Genomic DNA, 19,936 nt, shown 5'->3' with positions numbered 1-19,936 from the left:
GACTTATGCCCCTCCCTTCGCGGACGCGCTCGGGTCCACGCCGATCACCAGCGTGTTGTCGTCCTGGTAGTGATGCGGCGGCACCAGCAGGTTGATCGGCGCCGGCACCCCCTGGAACACGCGTCCGGACATGTCGAAGCGCGACTTGTGGCAAGGGCAGAAATAGCCGCCCTTCCAGTCGGGGTCGTAGGGTTCGGGGCGGATCTCGGCGACCATTTCCGGCGAGCAACCCAGATGCGTGCACAGGCCGACCAGCACCGAGACGTCGGGCTTGATCGAGCGGTACTCCGGATTCTTCAGCACGTAGTCCGGCTGCTGGTCCTTGTTGGTGGACTCCGGATCCTTGAGCCGGCCGTCCAGCGACGGCAACGCATCGAGCATCGCCTTGGAACGCTTGACGATCCAGATCGGCTGGCCACGCCACTCCAGGATCAGGCGCTGGCCTTCCTGGAGAGCACTGATGTCGGCGGTGACCGGCGCGCCGGCCAGCTTGGCCTTTGCGCTCGGATTCCAGGACTTGATGAAAGGAACCGCGACGAACCCCGCACCGACCGCGCCCACGACGGACGTGGTGGCGGTGAGAAAGCGGCGGCGTCCTACATTTACAGAATCGTTGACCCCATCGTTGGCCATCCGGCACTCCGATCTGTGATTGGGTAGCGTGAGGCTGCCAGCAGCTCGGTGGGGGTCGAGCCGCACTGAATCCACTGCAGTGTAGCGGAACCCTTAACGCGCCGACAATGGACGCGCAACGCCTCCTGCCGGGCCTCGGCGACGGCTCAATGCGCGGTCGCCAGCACGCCGCGGTAGCGCTCGGCGAGCACGCCCACCCGTTGCACGTAGCGTTGGGTCTCGCTGTACGGCGGCACCCCACCGTGTTTGTCTACCGCGCCTTCGCCGGCGTTGTAGCCGGCCGCGGCCAGGCTGAGGTTGCCGTTGAAGCGCTTCAGCAGCCACGCCAGGTACTGTACGCCGCCGCGAATGTTTTGCGCTGCATCATACGAATCGCTGACGCCGAAGCGGCGCGCGGTCGGCGGCATCAGCTGCATCAGCCCCTGCGCGCCGGCGCGACTGAGCGCCGTCGGGTTGTAGGCGGACTCGGCGTGGATGATGGCACGCACCACCGCTTCGTCGACCCCGTACTCGCGCGCGGCGGCGGCGATCTCGCTCTGGTAGGCGGTGGTGTTCAGGCGCACCGCACCGAAGTTGACTCCCGGGTTGGCGCAGGCGTAGCAGGTCTCCATGAAGCTGTAGCGGATCGTGCGCACCGCGCCGAGATTGGCGACCTGGGTCGGACGCGCACTGGTGTAGTGGCGTACGCCGTCCTTCATGTACGAATACAGCTGGCCGCTGACCAAGCGTCGCGGTGCACCGCTGTTGCCTGGCGGCACCGGCACGACCCGGTTGGGTACGGCGTTGGCGGTGACCGGGGCCGGAGCAGCGACCGGGGCGCTGATCAGGGTGGCCGGCGCCACGGTGCCGGCGCTGGCGATGACGCCGCGGCTGGGCGGCCGCTCGGTGCTGGCCTTGGCCGGCGCAGGCGCCGGGGCGGTGCGCGCGGCGCGGCGGTCCGGGGTGTAGCGGCCGATCACGCTGCAGCTGGCGCCGGACACGCGCTTGCTGCCGTAGCTGGGCACGCCGTCGTTGCCGGTGCACTTGTACAGGGTGCCGGCGCTGGCCGGCGCAGCCGTCAACGTGGCGAGTCCCAGCCCCAGGAGCCACAGCATCCCCTTCATGGCGGCGAGTGTCCCAACTTCCCCGGCGCTTGCCAAGTCCGCACCACCCGGGCGGCGACGCGGCGGCGCGGCGCGGCGCGGCGGGCCGGTGCCGAGGGCGGGCGCGGGCGCGCAGCCTATTCGGCTGGCTCCGGCACCGGCACCTGTTCCAGCAACGCGTTCAGCATCTCGCGCAGCGCCATCCGTACCTCGGGCGTGGCCTCCAGTCCGACGAACGGCACGCCGATGGTCAGCAACTGCGCCGCCAGCCACGGCACCGCATCGGCCAGCAGCGACAGCCGGCAGTGGCCGTCGGCCTCGTCCTGCAGGGTGCCGCACCACAACGGAATGCGCGTGCCCAGTTCGGCGGCACTGCCGGGCAGCCGCACGCTGAGGGCAAAGCCCAGCGCCTGCGGGCTGTAGCGAATCGCCGCGTCGACCATGGCCGCCGGTTCCTGCGGCGGCAGGCGCACCGCCACCGCCGCGCCGAGCTGCAAGGGCGGCACGATGCGCTCGGCGCGGAAGGTGCGCCAGTCGGCACGGTCGCGGTCCCAGGCCAGCAGGTACCAGCGGCGACCGGCGTTGACCAGGCGCAAGGGCTCGACCAGCCGCTGGCTGGTGCGGCCGGCATGGTCGCGGTAGGCGAAGCCGAGCAGGCGCCGGTCGCGGCAGGCGCTGGCGACGCCGATCAGCACCCGCGTGTCCGGCCGCAGCGGATCCTGGCCCAGCGCCAGGGTCGCCCCCTGCAAGGCTTCGGCACGCCGCCGCACCTGCGCCGGCAGCAGCGGTTCGAGCTTGGCCAGCACCCGCACCGCGGTGTCCTCCAGGCCGGCCATGCTGGCGCAGGCGGCGCGCAACGCCACCGCGACCGCGACCGCCTCGTCCTCCTCGAACAGCAGTGGCAGCATCTGCGCGCCCGCGGCCAGCCGGTAACCGCCGCCGACGCCGGCCGCCGCCTCCACCGCATAGCCCAGCGCGCGCAACCGCTCCACGTCACGGCGCAGGCTGCGTCGGTCCACCCCCAGCCGCGCCGCCAGTTCGGCACCGGACCACAGCCGGCGGGTCTGCAGCAGGGCGATCAGGCGCAACAGGCGGGCGGCGGGCGATGACATCGGTGCACGCTATTGCGGACAGAAGCTGTCCGCAATGGGGGCTAGGCTGTCCGCACCGACCACCCAGGAGCCGCGCATGACCACCGACCGCCACGTTACCCTGTTCCACAACCCGCATTCGCGCTCGCGCGGCGTGCTGATCCTGCTCGAGGAGCTGGGCGCCGACTACGCCATCGAGCGCATCGACTTCGATCGGCAGGCGCAACTGGCGCCGGCGTATCTGGCGATCAACCCGATGGGCAAGGTGCCGGCGATCGTGCATGCCGGCGCGGTGGTCACCGAACAGGGCGCGATCTACCCCTACCTGGCCGACCTGTATCCCGAAGCCGGGCTGGCACCGCCGATCGGCGACCCGCTGCGCGGCCCCTACCTGCGCTGGCTGGCGTTCTACGGCGCCTGCTTCGAACCGGCGCTGGTCGATCGCGCGCTCAAGCGCGCGCCGGCACCGCGGGCGATGTCGCCGTATGCCGACTGCGACACCGTGCTGGCGGTGGTGGACGCACAGCTGGCGCGCGGCGATTACCTGCTCGGCGACCGCTGCAGCGCCGCCGACGTGCTGTGGGGCAGCGCGCTGGGCTGGATGCTGCAGTTCGGCCTGCTCGATCCACCGGCGCCGACCCGCGCCTACGCCGCGCGGATGGCGGAGCGGCCGGCGGTGCAGCGCGCGCTGGCGGTGGACGCCGCGGCCGGCTAAGAGTTGCTAACGCAACGTCGCGAGCGGTCGCCAGGTGGGTGCGGACGGCGCGCAGAAACTGCAGTGCATGAGTGGTACATGAGGATTCCGAGCACCGCCCGCGCACGCCTGGCGGCTGCGCAGTAGGTTTGTCAGCCGCTCTTGGACCTGCGCCCGCGCGCAGGCACGAGTAGACTAGCCGGCTTCCTTTCCACCCGCCTGGATTAAGCGCCATGCCCGGGACCGTCCTGCATCCCCTGCCCTCCGCCGGCACCGCCGCCGCACCCGCGCCGGTGCGCGGCAAGCTGTACATCAAGACCCACGGTTGCCAGATGAACGAGTACGACTCGGCCAAGATGGCCGACGTGCTCGCCGCGTCCGAGGGCCTGGAGCTGACCGACAACCCGGAAGAAGCGGACGTGGTCCTGGTCAACACCTGCTCGATCCGCGAGAAGGCGCAGGAGAAGGTATTCAGCCAGCTCGGCCGCTGGAAGGCGCTGAAGGCCGGCGGCAAGCCGGTGATCATCGGCGTCGGCGGCTGCGTGGCGTCGCAGGAAGGCGAGGCCATCGTCAAGCGCGCGCCCTACGTGGACCTGGTGTTCGGCCCGCAGACCCTGCACCGGCTGCCGGAGCTGATCCGCGCGCGGCGCGAATCAGGCAAGTCGCAGGTGGACATCAGCTTCCCCGAGGTCGAGAAGTTCGACCGCCTGCCGGAGCCGCGCGCCGAAGGCCCCTCGGCCTTCGTGTCGATCATGGAGGGCTGCTCCAAGTACTGCTCGTTCTGCGTGGTGCCCTACACCCGCGGCGAAGAGATCAGCCGGCCGTTCGAGGACGTGCTGGTGGAAGTGGCGCAGCTGGCCGCGCAGGGCGTGCGCGAGATCAACCTGCTCGGCCAGAACGTCAACGCCTACCGCGGCGCCTACGCCGATGCCGAGGCCGGCGAGGACGTGCAGCATGCCGACCTGGGCCTGCTGATCCGCAGCATCGCGCAGATCGAGGGCATCGGCCGCATCCGCTTCACCACCTCGCATCCGCTGGAGTTCAGCGACTCGCTGGTGGAGGCCTACCGCGACGTGCCGCAGCTGGCCAACTACCTGCACCTGCCGGTGCAGGCCGGCAGCGACCGCATCCTCAGCGCGATGAAGCGCGGCTACACCGCGCTGGAATTCAAGCAGAAGATCCGCAAGCTGCGCGCGGTGCGCCCGGACATCTCGATCAGCTCGGACTTCATCGTCGGCTTTCCCGGCGAGACCGATGCCGACTTCGACAAGACCATGAAGCTGATCGAGGACGTGGGCTTCGACCAGAGCTTCTCCTTCATCTATTCGCGGCGCCCGGGCACGCCCGCCGCCGACCTGGAAGACGACACCCCCGAGGCGGTCAAGCATGCGCGGTTGGCGCGGCTGCAGGCGCACATCAACACGCATGCGCAGCAGATCTCGCAAAGCATGATCGGCAGCGTGCAGACCGTGCTGGTGGAAGGCCCGTCGAAGAAGAACCCGGCCGAGCTGACCGGCAAGACCGAGAACATGCGCTCGGTGAACTTCCCCGGCCACCCGCGCCTGATCGGTCAGTTCGTCGAGGTGACGATCACCGAGGCGCTGAGCAATTCGCTGCGCGGCCGCCTGCACCTGGCCGAGGACGACGCCGCGGCCTGAGCGCGGCCGCGCCCTAGTCGAGCGCGCTGAGGAACGCCTCCCCGCGCGCGCCGATCTGCACCGTCCGCGAATCCGGCACGCGCCGGGCCAGGCCGGTGTCGAGGAGATACCGGAGCAGGGCGCTGCCCAGCGCACCGGCGACGTGGTCGCGGCGCTCGCTCCAGTCCAGGCATGGCCGGCACAGCGGCCGCCGCGACGCACGTAGCGCCGCCACGTCGATGCCGATCGCCGCGCACCAGGCGGCACCGGATGCGCTCAGGGCCATGCCATCGCTGCACAGCAGATGCCCACGCGCTTCCATCTGCTGACGCCAGCGGATCGCCAGTTCGCCGGCAAGGTGGTCGTAGCACACCCGCGCGCGACGCAGGCCGGGATCCGCCGGGCCGACCCGTCGCGTCGGCGACGGCGCCAGCCCCATCATCGCCTCGACCGCCGCGGCGACGTCTGCGCCGGCCAGACGGAAATAGCGGTGACGCCCTTGGCGGGCCACTGCGAGCAAGCCGGCGTCGACCAGTTGCGCCAGGTGCCGGCTCGCAGTCGACGGCGCCACCGCGCCGTCCAGCGCCAGTTCGCTGGCAGTGCGCGCCTGGCCGCCCATCAGCGCCGCCAGCATGCGGCTGCGCGCCGGGTCACCGAGCAGGAAGGCGGCACGTGCAAGCAGGGTGTCCTCGCTCATGCTTCGATTCTAGACGAAGCATGCCGCCGCGCCCCGGCCTACCGTGCCCGCTCCCCACACGAGGCAGGCGCATGACCGACACGCTGCACCACTACACATCGCAGTTGCACTGGATCGGCAACCGCGGCGGCGGCACCGTCGACTACAGCGGCTACGGTCGCGATTACGCGTTGACCGTTCCCGGCAAACCCACCCTGACCGGCAGCGCCGACCCGCTCTTCCTCGGCGACCCGGCGCTACACAATCCGGAAGACCTGTTCGTCGGCGCTCTCGCCGCCTGCCACATGCTCACCTACCTGGCCCTGTGCGCGCACGCCGGCATCCAGGTGCTGGCCTACGAGGACCAGGCCCAGGGCTGGCTGGAGATACGCCCCGGCCACGGCGGACGCTTTCGTGAGGTGGCGCTGGCGCCGCGGGTGACCATCGCGGTGGACAGTGACGCGCACCGCGCACAGGCCTTGCATGCGCAGGCCCACGCGCAGTGCTTCATCGCCAACAGCTGCGCCATGCCGGTGCGTTGCGAGGCGACGATCGTGCACCCTGGCGAGCCGCCGGAGGCCGCGCGATGAAGGACGTCGAAATCCACCTCGAAGACCGCCCCGGCGCCCTGTCCGCCATGGCCCAGGCGCTCGGCGCGGCCGGCATCAGCATCGAAGGCGGTGGCGTGTGGCGCGTGGACGGACGCGCGGTCGCGCACTTCCTGTTCGATGCCGCCGCACCGGCAAGCGAGACCTTGCGCACGTACGGTTTCCACGTGGCGGCCGAACACCCGGTGGTGAGCGTGCGTCTGGATCAGGAAACGCCGGGGCAGCTCGGCCTGCTGACCGGCATGCTCGGCGCCGCAGGCATCGACATCGCAGTGCAGTACAGCGACCACCACGGGCAACTGATCCTGGTCGTGGACGACCCCGTTGGTGCACGCGCGATTGCGGACACCTGGATGCAGGCCCGCGATGCGCGGTGCGTAGGCGACACCGGCGGCGGCGGTCGATAAGGCGCGTCGCAATCGATTTCGAGAGGACGCCCGCCGCCCTGCATGCGTTGCCGGCCGGACCGGTGCGATTTTTTTCGCCACCACAGGCCAGCGCCTTGTGCGGCAACCCGTTCGCGGGGTTGTCCACAGGCTTTTGGACAATCGATCCACATGCATTGTGGACAACGTTGCCATTGCCGCGGCGCGAGTTCGTGGCGGCGGCGCGGTGTCGCTTGCGCAGGGTTGCACCTGGCATGCATACGCCGACGCCGCCGCACGCCCTTCACTGGCCCGGCTACGCGCTGCGCGCTACCCTTTGCGCCCCTCGTTTTTCGACGTCGCCACCGGCGGCGTGCGCCCGCCATGACCACCCCTGCGCAACGCGACTTCACCCTGGATCCCGCCGACACCGAGCGCCTGGCCAACCTGGCCGGCCCGTTCGACGCGCACTTGCGGCAGATCGAACTGCGCCTGGGCGTGGAGATCTCCAACCGCGGCAACGTGTACCGGGTGACCGGGCCGGAGCAGGCGGTGGCGGCGGCCGAGCGGCTGTTGCAGGCGCTGTACACCGAGGCCGACCAGGTCGCCTTCGACGACCAGGAAATCCACCTGCGGCTCAACCAGTCCAACGTCGACCAGGTGGCGCAGCGCGCCTACCAACCGCAGGACGTGGCGATCAAGGTCAGGCGCGGCACCGTGCGCGGCCGCGGCGCCAACCAGGCCAAGTACCTGCACCAGATCGCCACCCACGACATCAACTTCGGCGTCGGCCCGGCCGGTACCGGCAAGACCTTCCTGGCCGTGGCCAGCGCGGTGGAAGCGCTGAACGAGTCGCGGGTGCAGCGCCTGATCCTGGTACGCCCGGCGGTGGAGGCCGGCGAGAAGCTGGGCTTTCTGCCCGGCGACCTCAGCCAGAAGGTCGATCCCTACCTGCGCCCGCTGTACGACGCGCTGTACGAGATGCTGGGCGTGGAGAAGGTGGTCAAGCTGCTGGAGAAGAACGTCATCGAGATCGCGCCGCTGGCGTACATGCGCGGGCGCACCCTCAACGACGCCTACGTGATCCTGGACGAGGCGCAGAACACCACCATCGAGCAGATGAAGATGTTCCTGACCCGCCTCGGCTTCGGCAGCACCGCCGTGGTCACCGGCGATCTGACCCAGATCGACCTGCCCAAGCATGTCAAGTCCGGCCTGCGCGATGCCATCGAGGTGCTGCACGAGGTGGACGGGGTCAGTTTCACCTTCTTCGAGGCACGCGACGTGGTCAGGCATCCGCTGGTCGCGCGCATCGTCAACGCTTACGAGAAGCGCGACGTCGTCGACCGCGCCAGCGGCCCATCGGCATGATCCGGCCCTGGGCCGGCCTGCTGGCAGCGCTGCTTGGCGTGGCCGGCAGTGCCGGCGGCCAGACGCCGGATGCTCCATCAGCACAGGATCCGGCGCCGCAACGCATCGCCCTGGCGCAATCGTTGATCCCATCCTGCCTGTCGATCGAGCAGGACACGGCCAGCATCGGCCTGCCGCGCGACGCCCTGGAGCGTGCCGCGGCGATCGCCCGCACCTCGCCGACCGCGCCGCGCGACGACCAAGCGCAACGCCTGGCCTGGATCGCCGGCACGCGTGCACAAGGCCTGCTGGATGCGGCGAGCAGGGACGGCGCGAACGCACGCCGCGACCGCTTCGGCTGCACGGCACTCGCGCTCGCGCAAGTGCCCACCGATAGCCTTTATCTGGTCGGCGACCTGCTCGAACGCGGCCAGGCCGCCGTGTGGCTGACGGCAGCGGCGCGCTTCGCCGCCACGGTCGAGGTCCGGCGCAGCAATCCGCGTTGCCAGCACGGCCCGATGGGTAGCACGGTGTACGTGGCAGAAGCGGAGAAGACGCCGCTGCTGTTCCTGATCGCGTGCGTGACCTGAGTCCGCTGTAAAGCTGCAACTGCGCCGCACGTTTACGGCCCTGTTGCGCCACGCACGCCACTGCCATGGTCGCGGTCGAGATCGAGGGCGCCGAGGACGGAAAGTCGCCCTGAGCCGCCCCACGCGCGATACTGTGCGCCCACCGCTGCACCTGGCCGTTCCGCCATGACCAAAGGTCCCGTCCGCCTCGATGTCGGCGTCAGCTACGCCCTGCCCCGTGCCGGGCTGCCGGCGGCGCCGAGCTTTCGCAAATGGGTCGCCGCGGCGCTGAAGGGCCGCATCCGCGAGGCCGACCTGGCGATCCGCCTGGTCGACGACCGCGAAGGCCGCGCCCTCAACCAGCACTACCGCGGCAAGGACTACGCCACCAACGTGCTCAGTTTCCCGGCGGAACTGCCGGAGGGGCTGCCGAAGGGCGTCAAGCTGCCGCTGCTCGGCGACCTGGTGATCTGCGCGCCGGTGGTGGCGCGCGAAGCCGCCGAACAGGACAAGCCGCTCAACGCGCACTACGCGCACCTGACCGTGCACGGCGTGCTGCACCTGCTCGGCTGGGACCACGAGGACGACAAGGAAGCCGAGGCAATGGAGCAACTGGAGCGCGAGATCCTCGCCGACCTCGGCGTCTCCGACCCCTACGCCGGCGAGCGCTGATCCGATATCCCCACGCCCCCTGCCGCGACCGACCCTCACCCCAACCCCTCTTCCGGGGGGAGAGGGGCTCGGTGTATCGCCCACCTCCCCGCGCTGGTCAAGCGCAGGCGCCGGCGGTAACGTGGCCGCGCGGCGATCGCCGCCGCCCCGTTTCCCTTCGAGGTTCTGTGCGTTGATCCGTCCCTCGCTCGTCCTGCTCGCGCTCGCCTGCGCCGTTCCTGCGGCTGTCGCCGCGCCGCCCACTGCAGCGCCTGCCGCGGCCGCGGCCGCCGATCCGGCCATCGACCTGCCGGCCCTGCTGGAATGCCGCCAGCATGTGGCCGACTTCACCGCACTGGCGCCGCTGCTGGCCGATCCGCTGAAGGCGGTGGCGCACGGCTGGCGGCCGCTGCCGCAGTCCAATCTGTTCATGACCGAGTACGCGCTGACCCGGCCGATCCAGGTATTCGGCTACAGCAGCGAGCGCATCGCCTTTTCCGGCGCCAGCGTGATGGCGATCCTGGACCTGCCCGATCCGCGGCCGCTGGCCAAGCGCCTGAACCTGGAAGCGGCGGTGGACACCCCGGAGAAGGCCATGTTCGGCCGCGAGGTGCTCAGCCGCGACGTCCACGATCCCAAGACCGGTGAGCCGATGATCGAGTCGATCATCCTCAGCGTGTCCACGGTGAAATCGCATCCCGGCAAGACCCTGGCCGGCTGCAGCTACAGCCTGGATCTGCCCGAGGAACCGGGCGCGCCCCCTGCGCCGGACGCCCTGCACACGCCGCCCAAGGGCGGCTGAACCCGCGCCGGCGGCCCTGCCGGCACGGGCCGTCGGCGTCGCGATGCTGTCGCGACCGCCCTGCTAGACTTGGGCTTACCGCCCGTTCGATCGGGCGCCTAGCCCCAGAACATGTCTGAAGACGGACCGAGTAGCTCCTCCCCCGAATCCCACGAAAAACGTCGCGGCTGGCTGGAACGCCTGACCTCGGTGTTCTCCGGCGACCCGCACACCCGCGACGATCTGGTCGAGGTGCTGCGCGACGCACAGCACGATGGCCTGATCGCCGCCGACACGCTGCGCATGATGGAGGGCGCGCTGTCGGTCTCCGAACTCACCGTCGGCGACGTGATGGTGTCGCGCGCGCAGATGGTCTCGCTGCCGGTGGAGTCGCGCTTCCTCGACCTGATGAAGCAGGTGGTCGAATCCGGCCATTCGCGCTTCCCGGTGCACGGCGACAACAAGGACGACATCCTCGGCATCCTGCTGGCCAAGGACCTGCTGCGCGGCGTGGTCGCCGACCACGGTCCGGGCACGGTGCGCGAACTGCTGCGCCCGGCGGTGTTGATCCCCGAGTCGAAGAAGCTCAACGTGCTGCTCAAGGAGTTCCGCCTGTCGCGCAACCACATGGCGATCGTGGTCGACGAGTACGGCGGCGTGGCCGGACTGGTGACCATCGAGGACGTGCTGGAGCAGATCGTCGGCGACATCGACGACGAACACGACGACGCCGAGGACGAGGCCTCGCTGATCGCCGCGCAGGCCGACGGCCAGTATGTGGTGGACGCGCTGACCCCGATCGAGGATTTCAACGAGCGCTTCGGCGCCGACTTCCCCGACGACGACTACGACACCATCGGCGGGCTGGTCACCGAGGCGATCGGCCACCTGCCCGAGACCGGCGAGGAATTGACCCTGGGGCGGTTCGCGTTCCGCGTGGCGCGGGCCGACGCGCGCCGGGTGCAAGCCTTCCACGTCACCATCCTGCCGCCCGCCGCGCAGGACGGCGCTTGAGCGCGCGCACCGCGCCGCGTACCAGCGCGGCCTGCTGGCTGGGGATGCTGCTGGCGCTGTGGGCCGGACTGGCCTTCGCGCAGACCGCGCCCGCGGATCCGGCGGCACCGCCGCCGCTGGCCGCACCGGCAGCCACGACGGCTGCGACCACCGCCGCCGCCAACGACCCGGCACCGCGCATCGGCGTGGCGACGATGCAGCCCGGCGAAGTGTTCTTCGAGCGCTTCGGCCACGACGCCATCGTGGTGCTCGACCCGCGCACGGGCCAGGCCACCTCGTACAACTTCGGTTTCTTCGACCCCAGCGAACCGGGCTTCGTCGGCCGCTTCGCCGCCGGCGACATGCGCTACTACCTGGTCGCGTTGCCGCTGCAGGAGGACCTGCAGCAATACCGCGAGGCCGGCCGCGGCGTCGACATCCAGTGGCTGGACCTGGCGCCGGCGCAGGCGCGTGCGCTGGAGCAGGCGCTGGCCTGGCGTGCGCGCCCGGAGAACGCCCGCTACCGCTACGACTACTACACCGCCAACTGCGCCACGATGGTCCGCGACGCGCTGGACCGGGCGATGGGCGGGGCGCTGCACGCGCAACTGTCCGGCCGCTCGCGCGGCAACACCTATCGCAGCGAATCGGTGCGCCTGGCCTCGCCGGCGCCATGGATGTGGCTGGGCTTCGACCTGGGCCTGGGCCCGTACGCCGACAAGCCGCTGTCGCGCTGGGAAGAGGCGTTCGTGCCGATGCGCCTGGCCGAGAGCCTGAACGAGGTGCGCAACAGCGAAGGCCGCCCGCTGGTGCAGGCGCGCCAGCAGTTGCTGCCGCAGCGGCTGCCGCCCGAGCCGCCGGAACAGCTGCGGCACTGGTGGCCGTGGCTGCTGGTGGGACTGGCCGCGGCGGCGGGCGTGCTGGCACTGGGGCGCCGCCCGCGCTGGCTGGCCGCGCTGGCGCTGCCGTTCTGGCTGCTGTGCGCGCTCGGCGGCGCGGTCCTGCTGTATCTATGGGGCTTCAGCGAGCATCGCGCCGCCTGGGGCAACCGCAATCTGCTGCTGCTGGATCCGCTGTGCCTGCCGCTGCTGTTCGGCGGTCTTGCGGTAGTGCGCGGGCGCCGCCCCGGGCGCTGGTTCGACGTGCTGCTGTGGCTGGTGGTGGCGCTGGCCGGCGCCGCGCTGCTGATCCACTGGCTGTCGATGCTGCAGCCGCAGTTCAACCTGCAATGGATCGCGCTGCTGCTGCCGGTGCACGCGGCGCTGGCCTGGGCGCTCACCCGCCCTCGCCCGCAGCCCTGATACCGTCGCGCCACCTCGCCACGCGCGCCTCCGCCGAACCCGATCCCGCCATGGCCTCCGCGACCGCCAATCCCGCCTGCGTCATCAACTGCGTGCACTACGACGGCCACGGCCGCCGCCACGACATCGCCCTGGAGCAGATCAGCGACGTGCTCGCCGGCCACGACGACGGCTTCGTCTGGGTCGGCATGTACGAGCCGGGCGACGCGGTGCTGCAGCAGCTCAAGGAAGAATTCCAGCTGCACGAACTGGCGATCGAGGACACCCGCAAGGCGCACCAGCGGCCGAAGGTCGAGGCCTTCGGCAACTCGCTGTTCCTGGCGGTGCACACCGCACAGGTGATCGACGAGCGCATCGTCTATGGCGAGACCCACGCCTTCCTCGGCGCGCGCTTCCTGCTGACCGTGCGCCATGGCGCCTCGCTGCCCTACGCGCCGGTGCGCGAGCGGCTGGAGCGCGAGGCGTCGCTGATGAAGCTCGGCCCGTCGTACGCGCTGTACGCGGTGCTGGACTACGTGGTGGACAACTACCAGCCGATCCTCGACGCCTTCCGGCAGAGCCTGGAGCGGCTGGAAGCCGACATCTTCGCCGAGTCGTACCGCCGCGATACTGCGATCCGCCTGTACGAACTCAAGCGCGAACTCAACCAGATGCGTCTGGCGGTGGCGCCGCTGCAGGACGTGCTGGCGCACCTCAAGCGCCACCCCGGCCCGCTGATCGCCGAGGAAGTGCGGCTGTACGTGCGCGACGTGCTCGACCACGCGGTGCGCACCAACGACGCCATCGACACCCTGCGCGAGATGCTGGGCACCGCGCTCAGCGTGAACCTGTCGCTGGTGACCCTGGCCCAGGGCGAGACGGTCAAGCGCCTCGGCGCCTGGGCCGCCCTGCTCGCCGCCCCGACCCTGATCACCAGCTGGTACGGCATGAACTTCAAGCAGATGCCGGAACTGGAATGGCCCTGGGCCTACCCGCTGATGGTCGGCGGCGTCGCCGCGGTGTGCGTGGCGCTGTATGTGGCGTTCAAGCGGGCGAGGTGGTTGTGAGGCCGGGAGTGGGGATTGGGGAGTTGGGATTCGTTGAAGCGGTGCGCTGCGAACTGATGGCTTAAGTCTGCGGTTGCACGGGATGCATCAGCGGAGGAAGCCGCATTTGCGAATCCCCAATCCCGACTCCCGAATCCCCGCCCTCAAGCCACATACACCGACTTGATGTTCATGAACTCATGGATGCCATGCTCGGCCAGTTCGCGGCCGAAGCCGGAGCGCTTGATGCCGCCGAACGGCAGGCGTACGTCGCTCTTGACGATGGCGTTGACGAAGGCGGCGCCGCACTCGAGTTGGCAGGCCACACGTTCGCCGCGGGTGCGATCACTGCTCCAGACGCTTCCGCCGAGGCCGAAGGTGGTGTCGTTGGCCACGCGCACGGCTTCTGCTTCGTCGGCCACGCGCAGGATCGCCGCGACCGGGCCGAACAGTTCCTCGTCGTAGGCCGGCATGCCCGGCACCACCTGGTCGAGGATCGACGCGGGATAGCCGGCATGGCTGCCGCGCTCGGGTTCGCAACCGAGCAGCGCCTTCGCCCCCTTGGCGATGCTGGCCTGCACCTGCTTGTGCAGTTCGTCGCGCAGGTCCTGGCGTGCCATCGGCGCCAGCGTGGTCGTCTCCTCCTGCGGGTCGCCGAGACGACGCTCGGCAGCGGCGGCCACGAAGCGGCGCACGAACTCGTCGGCGATCGCCTCCACCACTACGAAGCGCTTGGCCGCGATGCAGGTCTGCCCGGCGTTGTCGAAGCGCGACTTCACCGCCGCGGCCACGGTGGCGTCGAGGTCGGCGTCGTCCAGCACCACGAAGGCGTCGCTGCCGCCCAGTTCCATCACGCACTTCTTCAACTGCCCGCCGGCGTTGGCGGCGATGGAGCGGCCGGCGCGCTCGCTGCCGGTCAGGGTGACCGCGGCCACGCGCGCATCGCGCAGCACTTCGGCAGCCTGGTCGTTGTCGATGTGCAGCACGTCGAACACGCCGTCCGGCACGCCGGCGTCGGCCAGCACCTTGGCGATCGCGTCGGCGCAGCGCGGCACGTTGCTGGCGTGCTTGAGCAGGGCGACGTTACCGGCCATCAGCGCCGGCGCCAGGAAGCGGAACACCTGCCAGATCGGGAAGTTCCACGGCATCACCGCCAGCACGCAGCCCAGCGGTTCGTAGCGCACGTAGCTGCGCTGCGCATCGGTGGCCACCGCCTGCTCGCGCAGGTACGCGGCTGCGTGCTCGGCGTAGTAGTCGCAGGCCGCGGCGCACTTGTCGAGTTCGGCCAGGGCTTCCTTGCGCAGCTTGCCCATTTCCGCGGTCATCACCCGCTGGATCGCATCGCGCTGGTCGCGCAACTGCACACCGACCTTGCGCAGCAGCGCGCCGCGCTGTTCCAGCGGGGTCGCCGCCCAGCCCGGGAACGCCTGCGCCGCGGCGGCCAGGCGCTGTTCGACGGCGGCGGCGTCCATCAGCTCGAGACTGTATTCGACCTGGCCATTGGCCGGATTGACGGTGTCGTAAGGCATCGCGCGGACTCCTGGAAAAATGTCCAGTCAGCCTAGCGCCGTGAACGTTGCGGCGACGTGGCGATGCCGTCGAGTGCGATGTCCTGTAGGAGCGGCTTCAGCCGCGACAGGCATTGTCGGCAAGGCGTGTCGCGGCTGAAGCCGCTCCTACGTGAAGCAACGTCATGCCCTAGCCCGCTTGCTGCTGGGCAAGCTGGATATCGCGCTGGCGCCGCTTCTCGCTGCGCGCCATCAGCCACCAGCCGACGACGGCGGCGATCGACACTGCCAGCACCATCAGCGTGGCCAGCGCGTTGATCTTGGGCTTCAGGCCCATGCGCACCGACGAGAACACGGTCATCGGCAGCGTGGTCGAATCCGGACCGGCGACGAAGTTGGCGATCACTACGTCGTCCAGCGACAGGGTGAACGCCAGCAGCCAGCCGGACACCAGCGCCGGCGCGATGATCGGCACGGTGATCAGGAAGAACACCTTGAGGCGGTTGGCGCCCAGATCCATCGCTGCCTCTTCCAGCGAGCGGTCCAGCTCCTGCAGGCGCGAGGACACCACCACGGTGACGAAGGACAGGGTGAAGGTGACGTGCGCGGCCCAGATCGCCATCACGCCCTTGGGCGGGATGCCGAGCACGCCGCCCATCGACACCAGCATCATCATGATCGACAGGCCGATGATCACCTCCGGCATCACCAGCGGCGCGGTCACCAGCGCGCCGAACAGGCTCTTGCTGGGGAAGCGGCGGAAGCGGGTCATCGCCATCGCCGCCAGGGTGCCGAGCACCATCGACGCGGTGGCGGTCCAGAACGCCACCTTCAGGCTGATCCAGGCCGCCTGCAGGATCTGCCGGTCGCGCAGCAACTCGCCGTACCACTTGGTGGAGAAGCCGGCCCACACCGTCGCCAGCTTGGAGGCGTTGAACGAATACACCATCAACAGCAGGATCGGCAGGTACAGGAAGGCGAAGCCGGCGCCCAGCACCGTCCAGCGCAGCACCGTGCCCATGCCGCCGCGCGCGCCGCTCATGCCTGCCCGCCTTCGAGCTGGCGCTGCTGGTAACGGTTGAAGATCAGGATCGGCACCATCAACAACGCCAGCATCGCGATCGCCACCGCCGAGGCGGTCGGCCAGTCGCGATTGTTGAAGAACTCGCCCCACAGCACGCGGCCGATCATCAGCGTGTCCGGGCCGCCGAGCATCTCCGGAATCACGAACTCGCCCACCGCCGGGATCATCACCAGCATGCAGCCGGCGACGATGCCCGGCCGCGACAGCGGCAGGGTCACGGTCAGGAACGCCTTCCACGGCGGCGCGCCGAGATCGTAGGCGGCCTCGAGCAGGCGCTGGTCGAGCTTGACCAGGGTCGCGTACAGCGGCAGCACCATGAACGGCAGATAGCAGTAGACGATGCCGATATAGGCGGCGACCGGGGTGTAGAGGATGTGCAGCGGCGCATCGATCACGCCCAGCGCCAGCAGCGCGCGGTTGAGCACGCCGTTGCTGTCGAGGATGCCGATCCAGGCATAGACGCGGATCAGGAACGAGGTCCACGACGGCAGCACCACCAGCATCATCGCGATGTTGCGCGCCGACGGCGACAGCCGCGCGATCGCATAGGCCATCGGGTAGCCGATCAGCAGGGTCAGCACGGTGGAGATGCCGGCGATCTTGATCGAGCCCCAGTAGGCCTCGATGTACTGGTGGTCGCGCAGCAGTGCCAGGTAGTTCTGCAGGGTCAGCTTCAGCGTCAGCACGCCGTCGCGGACCTCCAGCAGTTCGCTGTACGGCGGGCTGCGGATCGCCTGTTCGGCGAAGGAAATGCGCAGCACGATCAGGAACGGGATCGCGAAGAACAGCAGCAGCCACAGGTACGGCGCGGCGATCACCAGCCAGCGCATCGCCGGCAGCGAGCGCAGGCGCAGGCGCTGCTGCAGGCGTAGCCGCGGCGTCGGCTCGGGCGGCACCGGCACGACGGGCGCGCTCATGCGGTCAGCACCACGCCGTCGTTGTCGTCCCACGACACCCACACCGTGTCGCCCCAGGTCATGCCTTCGCTGTCCCAGCGCTTCTGGTTGGCGAAGTTGGATTGCACACGGATGCCGCTGGGCAGGCGCACGTGGAAGATCGAGTGGCTGCCGAAATAGGCGATGTCCTCGATGGTGCCCAGCGCCTTGTTGTAGATCTGCTCCGGCTCGCCCTTGGTGATCCAGACCTTTTCCGGACGCACCGCGAACGCCACCTCCTGCCCTTCCACGCCGGTGATGCCGTGGCTGATGTAGATCGGCACCGGGAACTGCGGGCACAGCACGGTCACATGGTCGGGGTGGTCCTCGCCGATGCGGCCCTCGAACATGTTCACCGAGCCGATGAACTCGGCGACGAAACGGCTGTTCGGCGACTCGTAGATGTCGCCCGGCGTCCCGACCTGGCGGATGCGGCCCTGCTCCATCAGCGCGATGCGCGTGGCCATGGTCATCGCCTCCTCTTGGTCGTGGGTGACCATCACGCAGGTCACGCCCGAGGTCTCGATGATGGACACCAGCTCCAGTTGCATCTGCGAGCGCAGCTTCTTGTCCAGCGCGCCCATCGGCTCGTCCAGCAGCAGCAGTTTCGGCCGCTTGGCCAGCGAGCGCGCCAGCGCCACGCGCTGCTGCTGTCCGCCGGAGAGCTGGTGCGGCTTGCGCTTGCCGAGCGTGCCCAGCCGCACCAGCTCCAGCATCTCGCCGACGCGGCTGGCGATGGCGCTGCGCGACAGCCCGTCCTGCTTCAGCCCGAAGGCGATGTTCTGCTCCACGCTCATGTGCGGGAACAGCGCGTAGGACTGGAACATCATGTTGAGCGGACGCTGGTACGGCGGCAGTCCATCCAGCGGCTGGCCGTCGAGCACGATGCGGCCGCGGCTGGGCTGCTCGAACCCACCCAGGCAGCGCAACAGCGTCGACTTGCCGCTGCCGGAGCCGCCGAGCAGCGCGAAGATCTCGCCCTGGCCGATGTCCAGGTCGATGTCGTCCAGCGCGACGAACCCGTCGAACTCCTTGCGCAGGCCGGCGATGGACACATAGCCGGCACCCTTGGCCGGCGGCGGTGCCGGCAGATGGTCGGTTCTCGCTTCGCTCAACGCCATCGCTGATTCCCCGTAAAGCACGCCGTCGTGCGGAGCGCCGCTGCAGTGGCGACCGCGGCGCGGTGAGCTTCAGTGTAGCTGTGACGGCGCGGGATTCGGGAGTGGGGATTGGGGATTCGTAACAGCAGTGCGCGCTCACTGCGCCGTGGCTGGCGCTGACGCGGACGCTGGTGCCTCAGGCGCCGCCCAGCCCAGGCCCAGCCCAGGCCCTTCAGTGTGGCTGCGGCCGTTGTGTCGGCGATACGGCAGCGGCTATGCCGCGCGGCACGGCCGCACGAGATTCGGGAATCGGGATTGGGGATTCGTAACAGCAGCGCGTGCTCACTGCGCCGTGGCTGGCGCTGACGCGGACGCTGGTGCCTCAGGCGCCGCCCAGCCCAGGCCCAGACTCTTCTGCAAGGCCACGTAGCGCAGCAGCACCTGGGTATGCGCCTGCAGTGCGCTGTCCTGCGCCGAGGCCTGCTGGCGCTGCACGTCCAGCGCATCGATCAGCGACGAGGCGCCGGCGGCATAGCGTTGTTGCAGCAGCGCGGCGGAACGATCCGCGCTGGCCGCGGCCTTGTCCGCGGCCAGCGCCTGCTGGCGCGCGCCGCCGAATCGCGCCAGCGCGCCGTTGGCGTCCTGCAGCGCGGCCAGCACCGTGCCCTCGTAGGCGGCCAGGCGTGCGGCGTTGCCGGCGCGGGCCTGCTCGACCTTGGCACGGGTGCCGCCGAAATCGAAGATCGACCAGCGCAGGAACGGCGCCACCACGCTATTGACCGCGTCGCGGCCGAGATCGCCCGGCGAGGTCGCGGCCATGCCGATGTTGCCCAGCAGGGTGACCTGCGGGAAGTACGCGGTCAGCGCTTCGCCGATCTTCGCCGACGAGGCCGCCAGCTGGCGCTCGGCGCGGCGCACGTCCGGGCGCCGGCGGATCAGCGCGCCGGCATCGTCCACCGGCACCGTTGCCGGCAGCGTCGGCAACGGCCGGTCCGCGGCCAGTTCGGCGTCGAGCGCGCCCGGCTCGCGGCCGATCATCAGCGCCAGTTGGTCCAGCGCCACCTGCGCCTGCGCCTGCAGGTCCGGCAGCACCGCCTCCTGCTGCTGCAGCTGCGCCTGTGCGCGCTCCACCTGCAGGTCGGCGTCGGCGCCGCGCTCGCGGCGCTGGCGGGTCAGTTGCAGGGTCTGGCGGGCGGCCTCCAGATTGCGCTGGGCCACGGCCATGCGCGCACGGGTGCTGCGGTAGCCCAGGTAGGCCTGCCCCACTTCGGCGGCGATCTGCACCTGGGTGTCGGCCAGGTCGGCCTCGTCGGCCTGGGCATCGGCCAGTGCGCCCTCGCTGGCACGGCGGCGGCGGCCGAAGAAATCCAGTTCCCAACTGGCATCGATGCCGACGCTGTAGAGCTGCGCGCGCGGATCGATCTCCACCGGCTGGCCGGTGCCGGCGGCGATGCTGCCCAGGCGATCGGTCAGCGCATCCGGCGCGTGTGCGTTGAGATAGGCCGCGTTGGCGCCGACGCTGGGCAACTGCTCGGCGTGCCGCTGGTCGACCAGCGCGCGCGAGGCGCGCAGGCGCGCCTGGGCCAAGCGCAGGTTCGGGCTGTGCTGCAGGGCCTGCTCGACCAGCATGGTCAACTGCGGGTCCTGCAGGGTGTCCCACCAGCGCTGCGGCGGCGGTGCCGGCACCACCCCGGCAGCGGCGGCCGTGGCATCGGCGCGATGCAGCCGCGGCTGCGCCAGCGCCGCCTCGGCCACCGGCGGCGGCTTCACGTAGTCCGGGCCGAGCATGCAGGCCGTCAGCAGCGACGGCAGTGCAGCGGCGACGAGAACGCGGGAGAAACGCTGGGCCATGG

20 protein-coding genes and 1 other RNA gene are annotated in these 19,936 nt (G+C 70.1%); 11 read left to right on the top strand and 10 right to left on the bottom strand.

Features of this window, described 5'->3' with window-relative positions:
- Positions 1 to 3: 3 nt before the first annotated feature.
- The 3 genes from petA to ACP93_RS06135 form a co-directional block, all read right to left on the bottom strand.
- Complete coding sequence (petA, locus tag ACP93_RS06145; protein WP_048489887.1) at positions 4 to 633, bottom strand: ubiquinol-cytochrome c reductase iron-sulfur subunit; 630 nt, start codon at positions 631 to 633, stop codon at positions 4 to 6.
- A 146-nt stretch (positions 634 to 779) separates the two neighbouring features.
- Positions 780 to 1,736, bottom strand: a complete 957-nt coding sequence (locus tag ACP93_RS06140) for a lytic transglycosylase domain-containing protein (RefSeq protein WP_048489886.1) — start codon at positions 1,734 to 1,736, stop codon at positions 780 to 782.
- Positions 1,737 to 1,852: 116 nt separating this feature from the next.
- Positions 1,853 to 2,827 carry a helix-turn-helix transcriptional regulator gene (locus ACP93_RS06135; protein ID WP_048489885.1) on the bottom strand — a complete coding sequence of 325 codons (975 nt, stop codon included), beginning with the start codon at positions 2,825 to 2,827 and terminating at the stop codon, positions 1,853 to 1,855.
- A 76-nt stretch (positions 2,828 to 2,903) separates the two neighbouring features.
- Between ACP93_RS06135 and ACP93_RS06130 the strand changes: the two genes are divergently transcribed.
- The gene (locus tag ACP93_RS06130) at positions 2,904 to 3,521 is read left to right on the top strand and encodes a glutathione S-transferase family protein (RefSeq protein WP_048489884.1); all 618 of its coding nucleotides are present in this window, start codon (positions 2,904 to 2,906) and stop codon (positions 3,519 to 3,521) included.
- A gap of 4 nt (positions 3,522 to 3,525) precedes the next feature.
- Here ACP93_RS06130 and ACP93_RS21040 read toward each other — a convergent pair.
- A non-coding RNA gene (locus tag ACP93_RS21040) (sX9 sRNA) lies at positions 3,526 to 3,601 on the bottom strand.
- Positions 3,602 to 3,733: 132 nt separating this feature from the next.
- Between ACP93_RS21040 and miaB the strand changes: the two genes are divergently transcribed.
- A complete protein-coding gene (gene miaB / locus ACP93_RS06125; protein ID WP_048489883.1) occupies positions 3,734 to 5,158 on the top strand; it encodes a tRNA (N6-isopentenyl adenosine(37)-C2)-methylthiotransferase MiaB in 1,425 nt (474 codons plus the stop codon).
- A 13-nt stretch (positions 5,159 to 5,171) separates the two neighbouring features.
- Here the strand turns inward: miaB and ACP93_RS06120 are convergent, their stop codons facing one another.
- Complete coding sequence (locus ACP93_RS06120) at positions 5,172 to 5,834, bottom strand: ArsR/SmtB family transcription factor (RefSeq protein WP_048489882.1); 663 nt, start codon at positions 5,832 to 5,834, stop codon at positions 5,172 to 5,174.
- A 71-nt stretch (positions 5,835 to 5,905) separates the two neighbouring features.
- On the opposite strand from ACP93_RS06120, the gene ACP93_RS06115 reads away from it, so the two are divergent.
- From ACP93_RS06115 to ACP93_RS06075, 9 genes are all read left to right on the top strand, one after another.
- On the top strand, positions 5,906 to 6,403 hold the full coding sequence (locus ACP93_RS06115; RefSeq protein WP_048489881.1) for an OsmC family protein: 498 nt from the start codon (positions 5,906 to 5,908) through the stop codon (positions 6,401 to 6,403).
- Positions 6,400 to 6,828: an ACT domain-containing protein gene (locus tag ACP93_RS06110; protein WP_048489880.1), complete on the top strand. Its 429-nt coding sequence runs from the start codon at positions 6,400 to 6,402 to the stop codon at positions 6,826 to 6,828. The genes ACP93_RS06115 and ACP93_RS06110 overlap by 4 nt, the downstream gene beginning before the upstream one ends.
- Before the next feature lie 342 nt (positions 6,829 to 7,170).
- Positions 7,171 to 8,157 carry a PhoH family protein gene (locus ACP93_RS06105; protein WP_048489879.1) on the top strand — a complete coding sequence of 329 codons (987 nt, stop codon included), beginning with the start codon at positions 7,171 to 7,173 and terminating at the stop codon, positions 8,155 to 8,157.
- Positions 8,154 to 8,726: a hypothetical protein gene (locus ACP93_RS06100; RefSeq protein WP_048489878.1), complete on the top strand. Its 573-nt coding sequence runs from the start codon at positions 8,154 to 8,156 to the stop codon at positions 8,724 to 8,726. The genes ACP93_RS06105 and ACP93_RS06100 overlap by 4 nt, the downstream gene beginning before the upstream one ends.
- Before the next feature lie 165 nt (positions 8,727 to 8,891).
- A complete protein-coding gene (gene ybeY / locus ACP93_RS06095) occupies positions 8,892 to 9,377 on the top strand; it encodes an rRNA maturation RNase YbeY (RefSeq protein ID WP_017908182.1) in 486 nt (161 codons plus the stop codon).
- A 193-nt stretch (positions 9,378 to 9,570) separates the two neighbouring features.
- On the top strand, positions 9,571 to 10,158 hold the full coding sequence (locus ACP93_RS06090; protein ID WP_048489975.1) for a hypothetical protein: 588 nt from the start codon (positions 9,571 to 9,573) through the stop codon (positions 10,156 to 10,158).
- A 111-nt stretch (positions 10,159 to 10,269) separates the two neighbouring features.
- Positions 10,270 to 11,151 (top strand): HlyC/CorC family transporter, encoded by an 882-nt coding sequence (locus ACP93_RS06085; protein WP_048489877.1) that lies wholly within the window; start codon positions 10,270 to 10,272, stop codon positions 11,149 to 11,151.
- A 44-nt stretch (positions 11,152 to 11,195) separates the two neighbouring features.
- A complete protein-coding gene (locus ACP93_RS06080; protein ID WP_228135969.1) occupies positions 11,196 to 12,431 on the top strand; it encodes a lipoprotein N-acyltransferase Lnb domain-containing protein in 1,236 nt (411 codons plus the stop codon).
- A 50-nt stretch (positions 12,432 to 12,481) separates the two neighbouring features.
- Positions 12,482 to 13,477, top strand: a complete 996-nt coding sequence (locus ACP93_RS06075) for a magnesium and cobalt transport protein CorA (protein WP_017908178.1) — start codon at positions 12,482 to 12,484, stop codon at positions 13,475 to 13,477.
- A 143-nt stretch (positions 13,478 to 13,620) separates the two neighbouring features.
- Here ACP93_RS06075 and ACP93_RS06070 read toward each other — a convergent pair whose 3' ends face one another.
- From ACP93_RS06070 to ACP93_RS06050, 5 genes are all read right to left on the bottom strand, one after another.
- A complete protein-coding gene (locus tag ACP93_RS06070; protein WP_048489876.1) occupies positions 13,621 to 14,985 on the bottom strand; it encodes an NAD-dependent succinate-semialdehyde dehydrogenase in 1,365 nt (454 codons plus the stop codon).
- Between the two features lie 169 nt (positions 14,986 to 15,154).
- Positions 15,155 to 16,006: an ABC transporter permease subunit gene (locus tag ACP93_RS06065; protein ID WP_048489875.1), complete on the bottom strand. Its 852-nt coding sequence runs from the start codon at positions 16,004 to 16,006 to the stop codon at positions 15,155 to 15,157.
- Entirely contained in the window at positions 16,003 to 16,965 is a 963-nt protein-coding gene (locus ACP93_RS06060) for an ABC transporter permease subunit (protein ID WP_048489874.1), read from the bottom strand. Before ACP93_RS06060 ends, ACP93_RS06065 begins: the two co-directional genes overlap by 4 nt.
- Positions 16,962 to 18,104 (bottom strand): ABC transporter ATP-binding protein, encoded by a 1,143-nt coding sequence (potA, locus tag ACP93_RS06055; RefSeq protein ID WP_048489873.1) that lies wholly within the window; start codon positions 18,102 to 18,104, stop codon positions 16,962 to 16,964. Before potA ends, ACP93_RS06060 begins: the two co-directional genes overlap by 4 nt.
- Positions 18,105 to 18,425: 321 nt before the next feature.
- The gene (locus ACP93_RS06050; protein WP_048489872.1) at positions 18,426 to 19,934 is read right to left on the bottom strand and encodes an efflux transporter outer membrane subunit; all 1,509 of its coding nucleotides are present in this window, start codon (positions 19,932 to 19,934) and stop codon (positions 18,426 to 18,428) included.
- Between the last annotated feature and the right edge of the window lie 2 nt (positions 19,935 to 19,936).

It is taken from the genome of Xanthomonas sp. NCPPB 1128 (genome assembly GCF_001043115.1).
Taxonomy (GTDB): Bacteria; Pseudomonadota; Gammaproteobacteria; order Xanthomonadales; family Xanthomonadaceae; genus Xanthomonas_A.
Note: the sequence above shows the minus strand (reverse complement) of the source record. Positions and strands in the feature narration are given on the sequence as shown.

Coding starts and splice junctions, on each gene's coding strand:
- ACP93_RS06120 (WP_048489882.1), bottom strand. CDS start 5,834: ATGAGCGAGGACACCCTGCTTGCACGTGCCGCCTTCCTGCTCGGTGAC.
- ACP93_RS06100 (WP_048489878.1), top strand. CDS start 8,154: ATGATCCGGCCCTGGGCCGGCCTGCTGGCAGCGCTGCTTGGCGTGGCC.
- ACP93_RS06075 (WP_017908178.1), top strand. CDS start 12,482: ATGGCCTCCGCGACCGCCAATCCCGCCTGCGTCATCAACTGCGTGCAC.
- miaB (WP_048489883.1), top strand. CDS start 3,734: ATGCCCGGGACCGTCCTGCATCCCCTGCCCTCCGCCGGCACCGCCGCC.
- ACP93_RS06105 (WP_048489879.1), top strand. CDS start 7,171: ATGACCACCCCTGCGCAACGCGACTTCACCCTGGATCCCGCCGACACC.
- ACP93_RS06065 (WP_048489875.1), bottom strand. CDS start 16,006: ATGAGCGGCGCGCGCGGCGGCATGGGCACGGTGCTGCGCTGGACGGTG.
- ACP93_RS06050 (WP_048489872.1), bottom strand. CDS start 19,934: ATGGCCCAGCGTTTCTCCCGCGTTCTCGTCGCCGCTGCACTGCCGTCG.
- ACP93_RS06130 (WP_048489884.1), top strand. CDS start 2,904: ATGACCACCGACCGCCACGTTACCCTGTTCCACAACCCGCATTCGCGC.
- ACP93_RS06115 (WP_048489881.1), top strand. CDS start 5,906: ATGACCGACACGCTGCACCACTACACATCGCAGTTGCACTGGATCGGC.
- ACP93_RS06070 (WP_048489876.1), bottom strand. CDS start 14,985: ATGCCTTACGACACCGTCAATCCGGCCAATGGCCAGGTCGAATACAGT.
- petA (WP_048489887.1), bottom strand. CDS start 633: ATGGCCAACGATGGGGTCAACGATTCTGTAAATGTAGGACGCCGCCGC.
- ybeY (WP_017908182.1), top strand. CDS start 8,892: ATGACCAAAGGTCCCGTCCGCCTCGATGTCGGCGTCAGCTACGCCCTG.
- ACP93_RS06080 (WP_228135969.1), top strand. CDS start 11,196: ATGCTGCTGGCGCTGTGGGCCGGACTGGCCTTCGCGCAGACCGCGCCC.
- ACP93_RS06085 (WP_048489877.1), top strand. CDS start 10,270: ATGTCTGAAGACGGACCGAGTAGCTCCTCCCCCGAATCCCACGAAAAA.
- potA (WP_048489873.1), bottom strand. CDS start 18,104: ATGGCGTTGAGCGAAGCGAGAACCGACCATCTGCCGGCACCGCCGCCG.
- ACP93_RS06140 (WP_048489886.1), bottom strand. CDS start 1,736: ATGAAGGGGATGCTGTGGCTCCTGGGGCTGGGACTCGCCACGTTGACG.
- ACP93_RS06135 (WP_048489885.1), bottom strand. CDS start 2,827: ATGTCATCGCCCGCCGCCCGCCTGTTGCGCCTGATCGCCCTGCTGCAG.
- ACP93_RS06060 (WP_048489874.1), bottom strand. CDS start 16,965: ATGAGCGCGCCCGTCGTGCCGGTGCCGCCCGAGCCGACGCCGCGGCTA.
- ACP93_RS06110 (WP_048489880.1), top strand. CDS start 6,400: ATGAAGGACGTCGAAATCCACCTCGAAGACCGCCCCGGCGCCCTGTCC.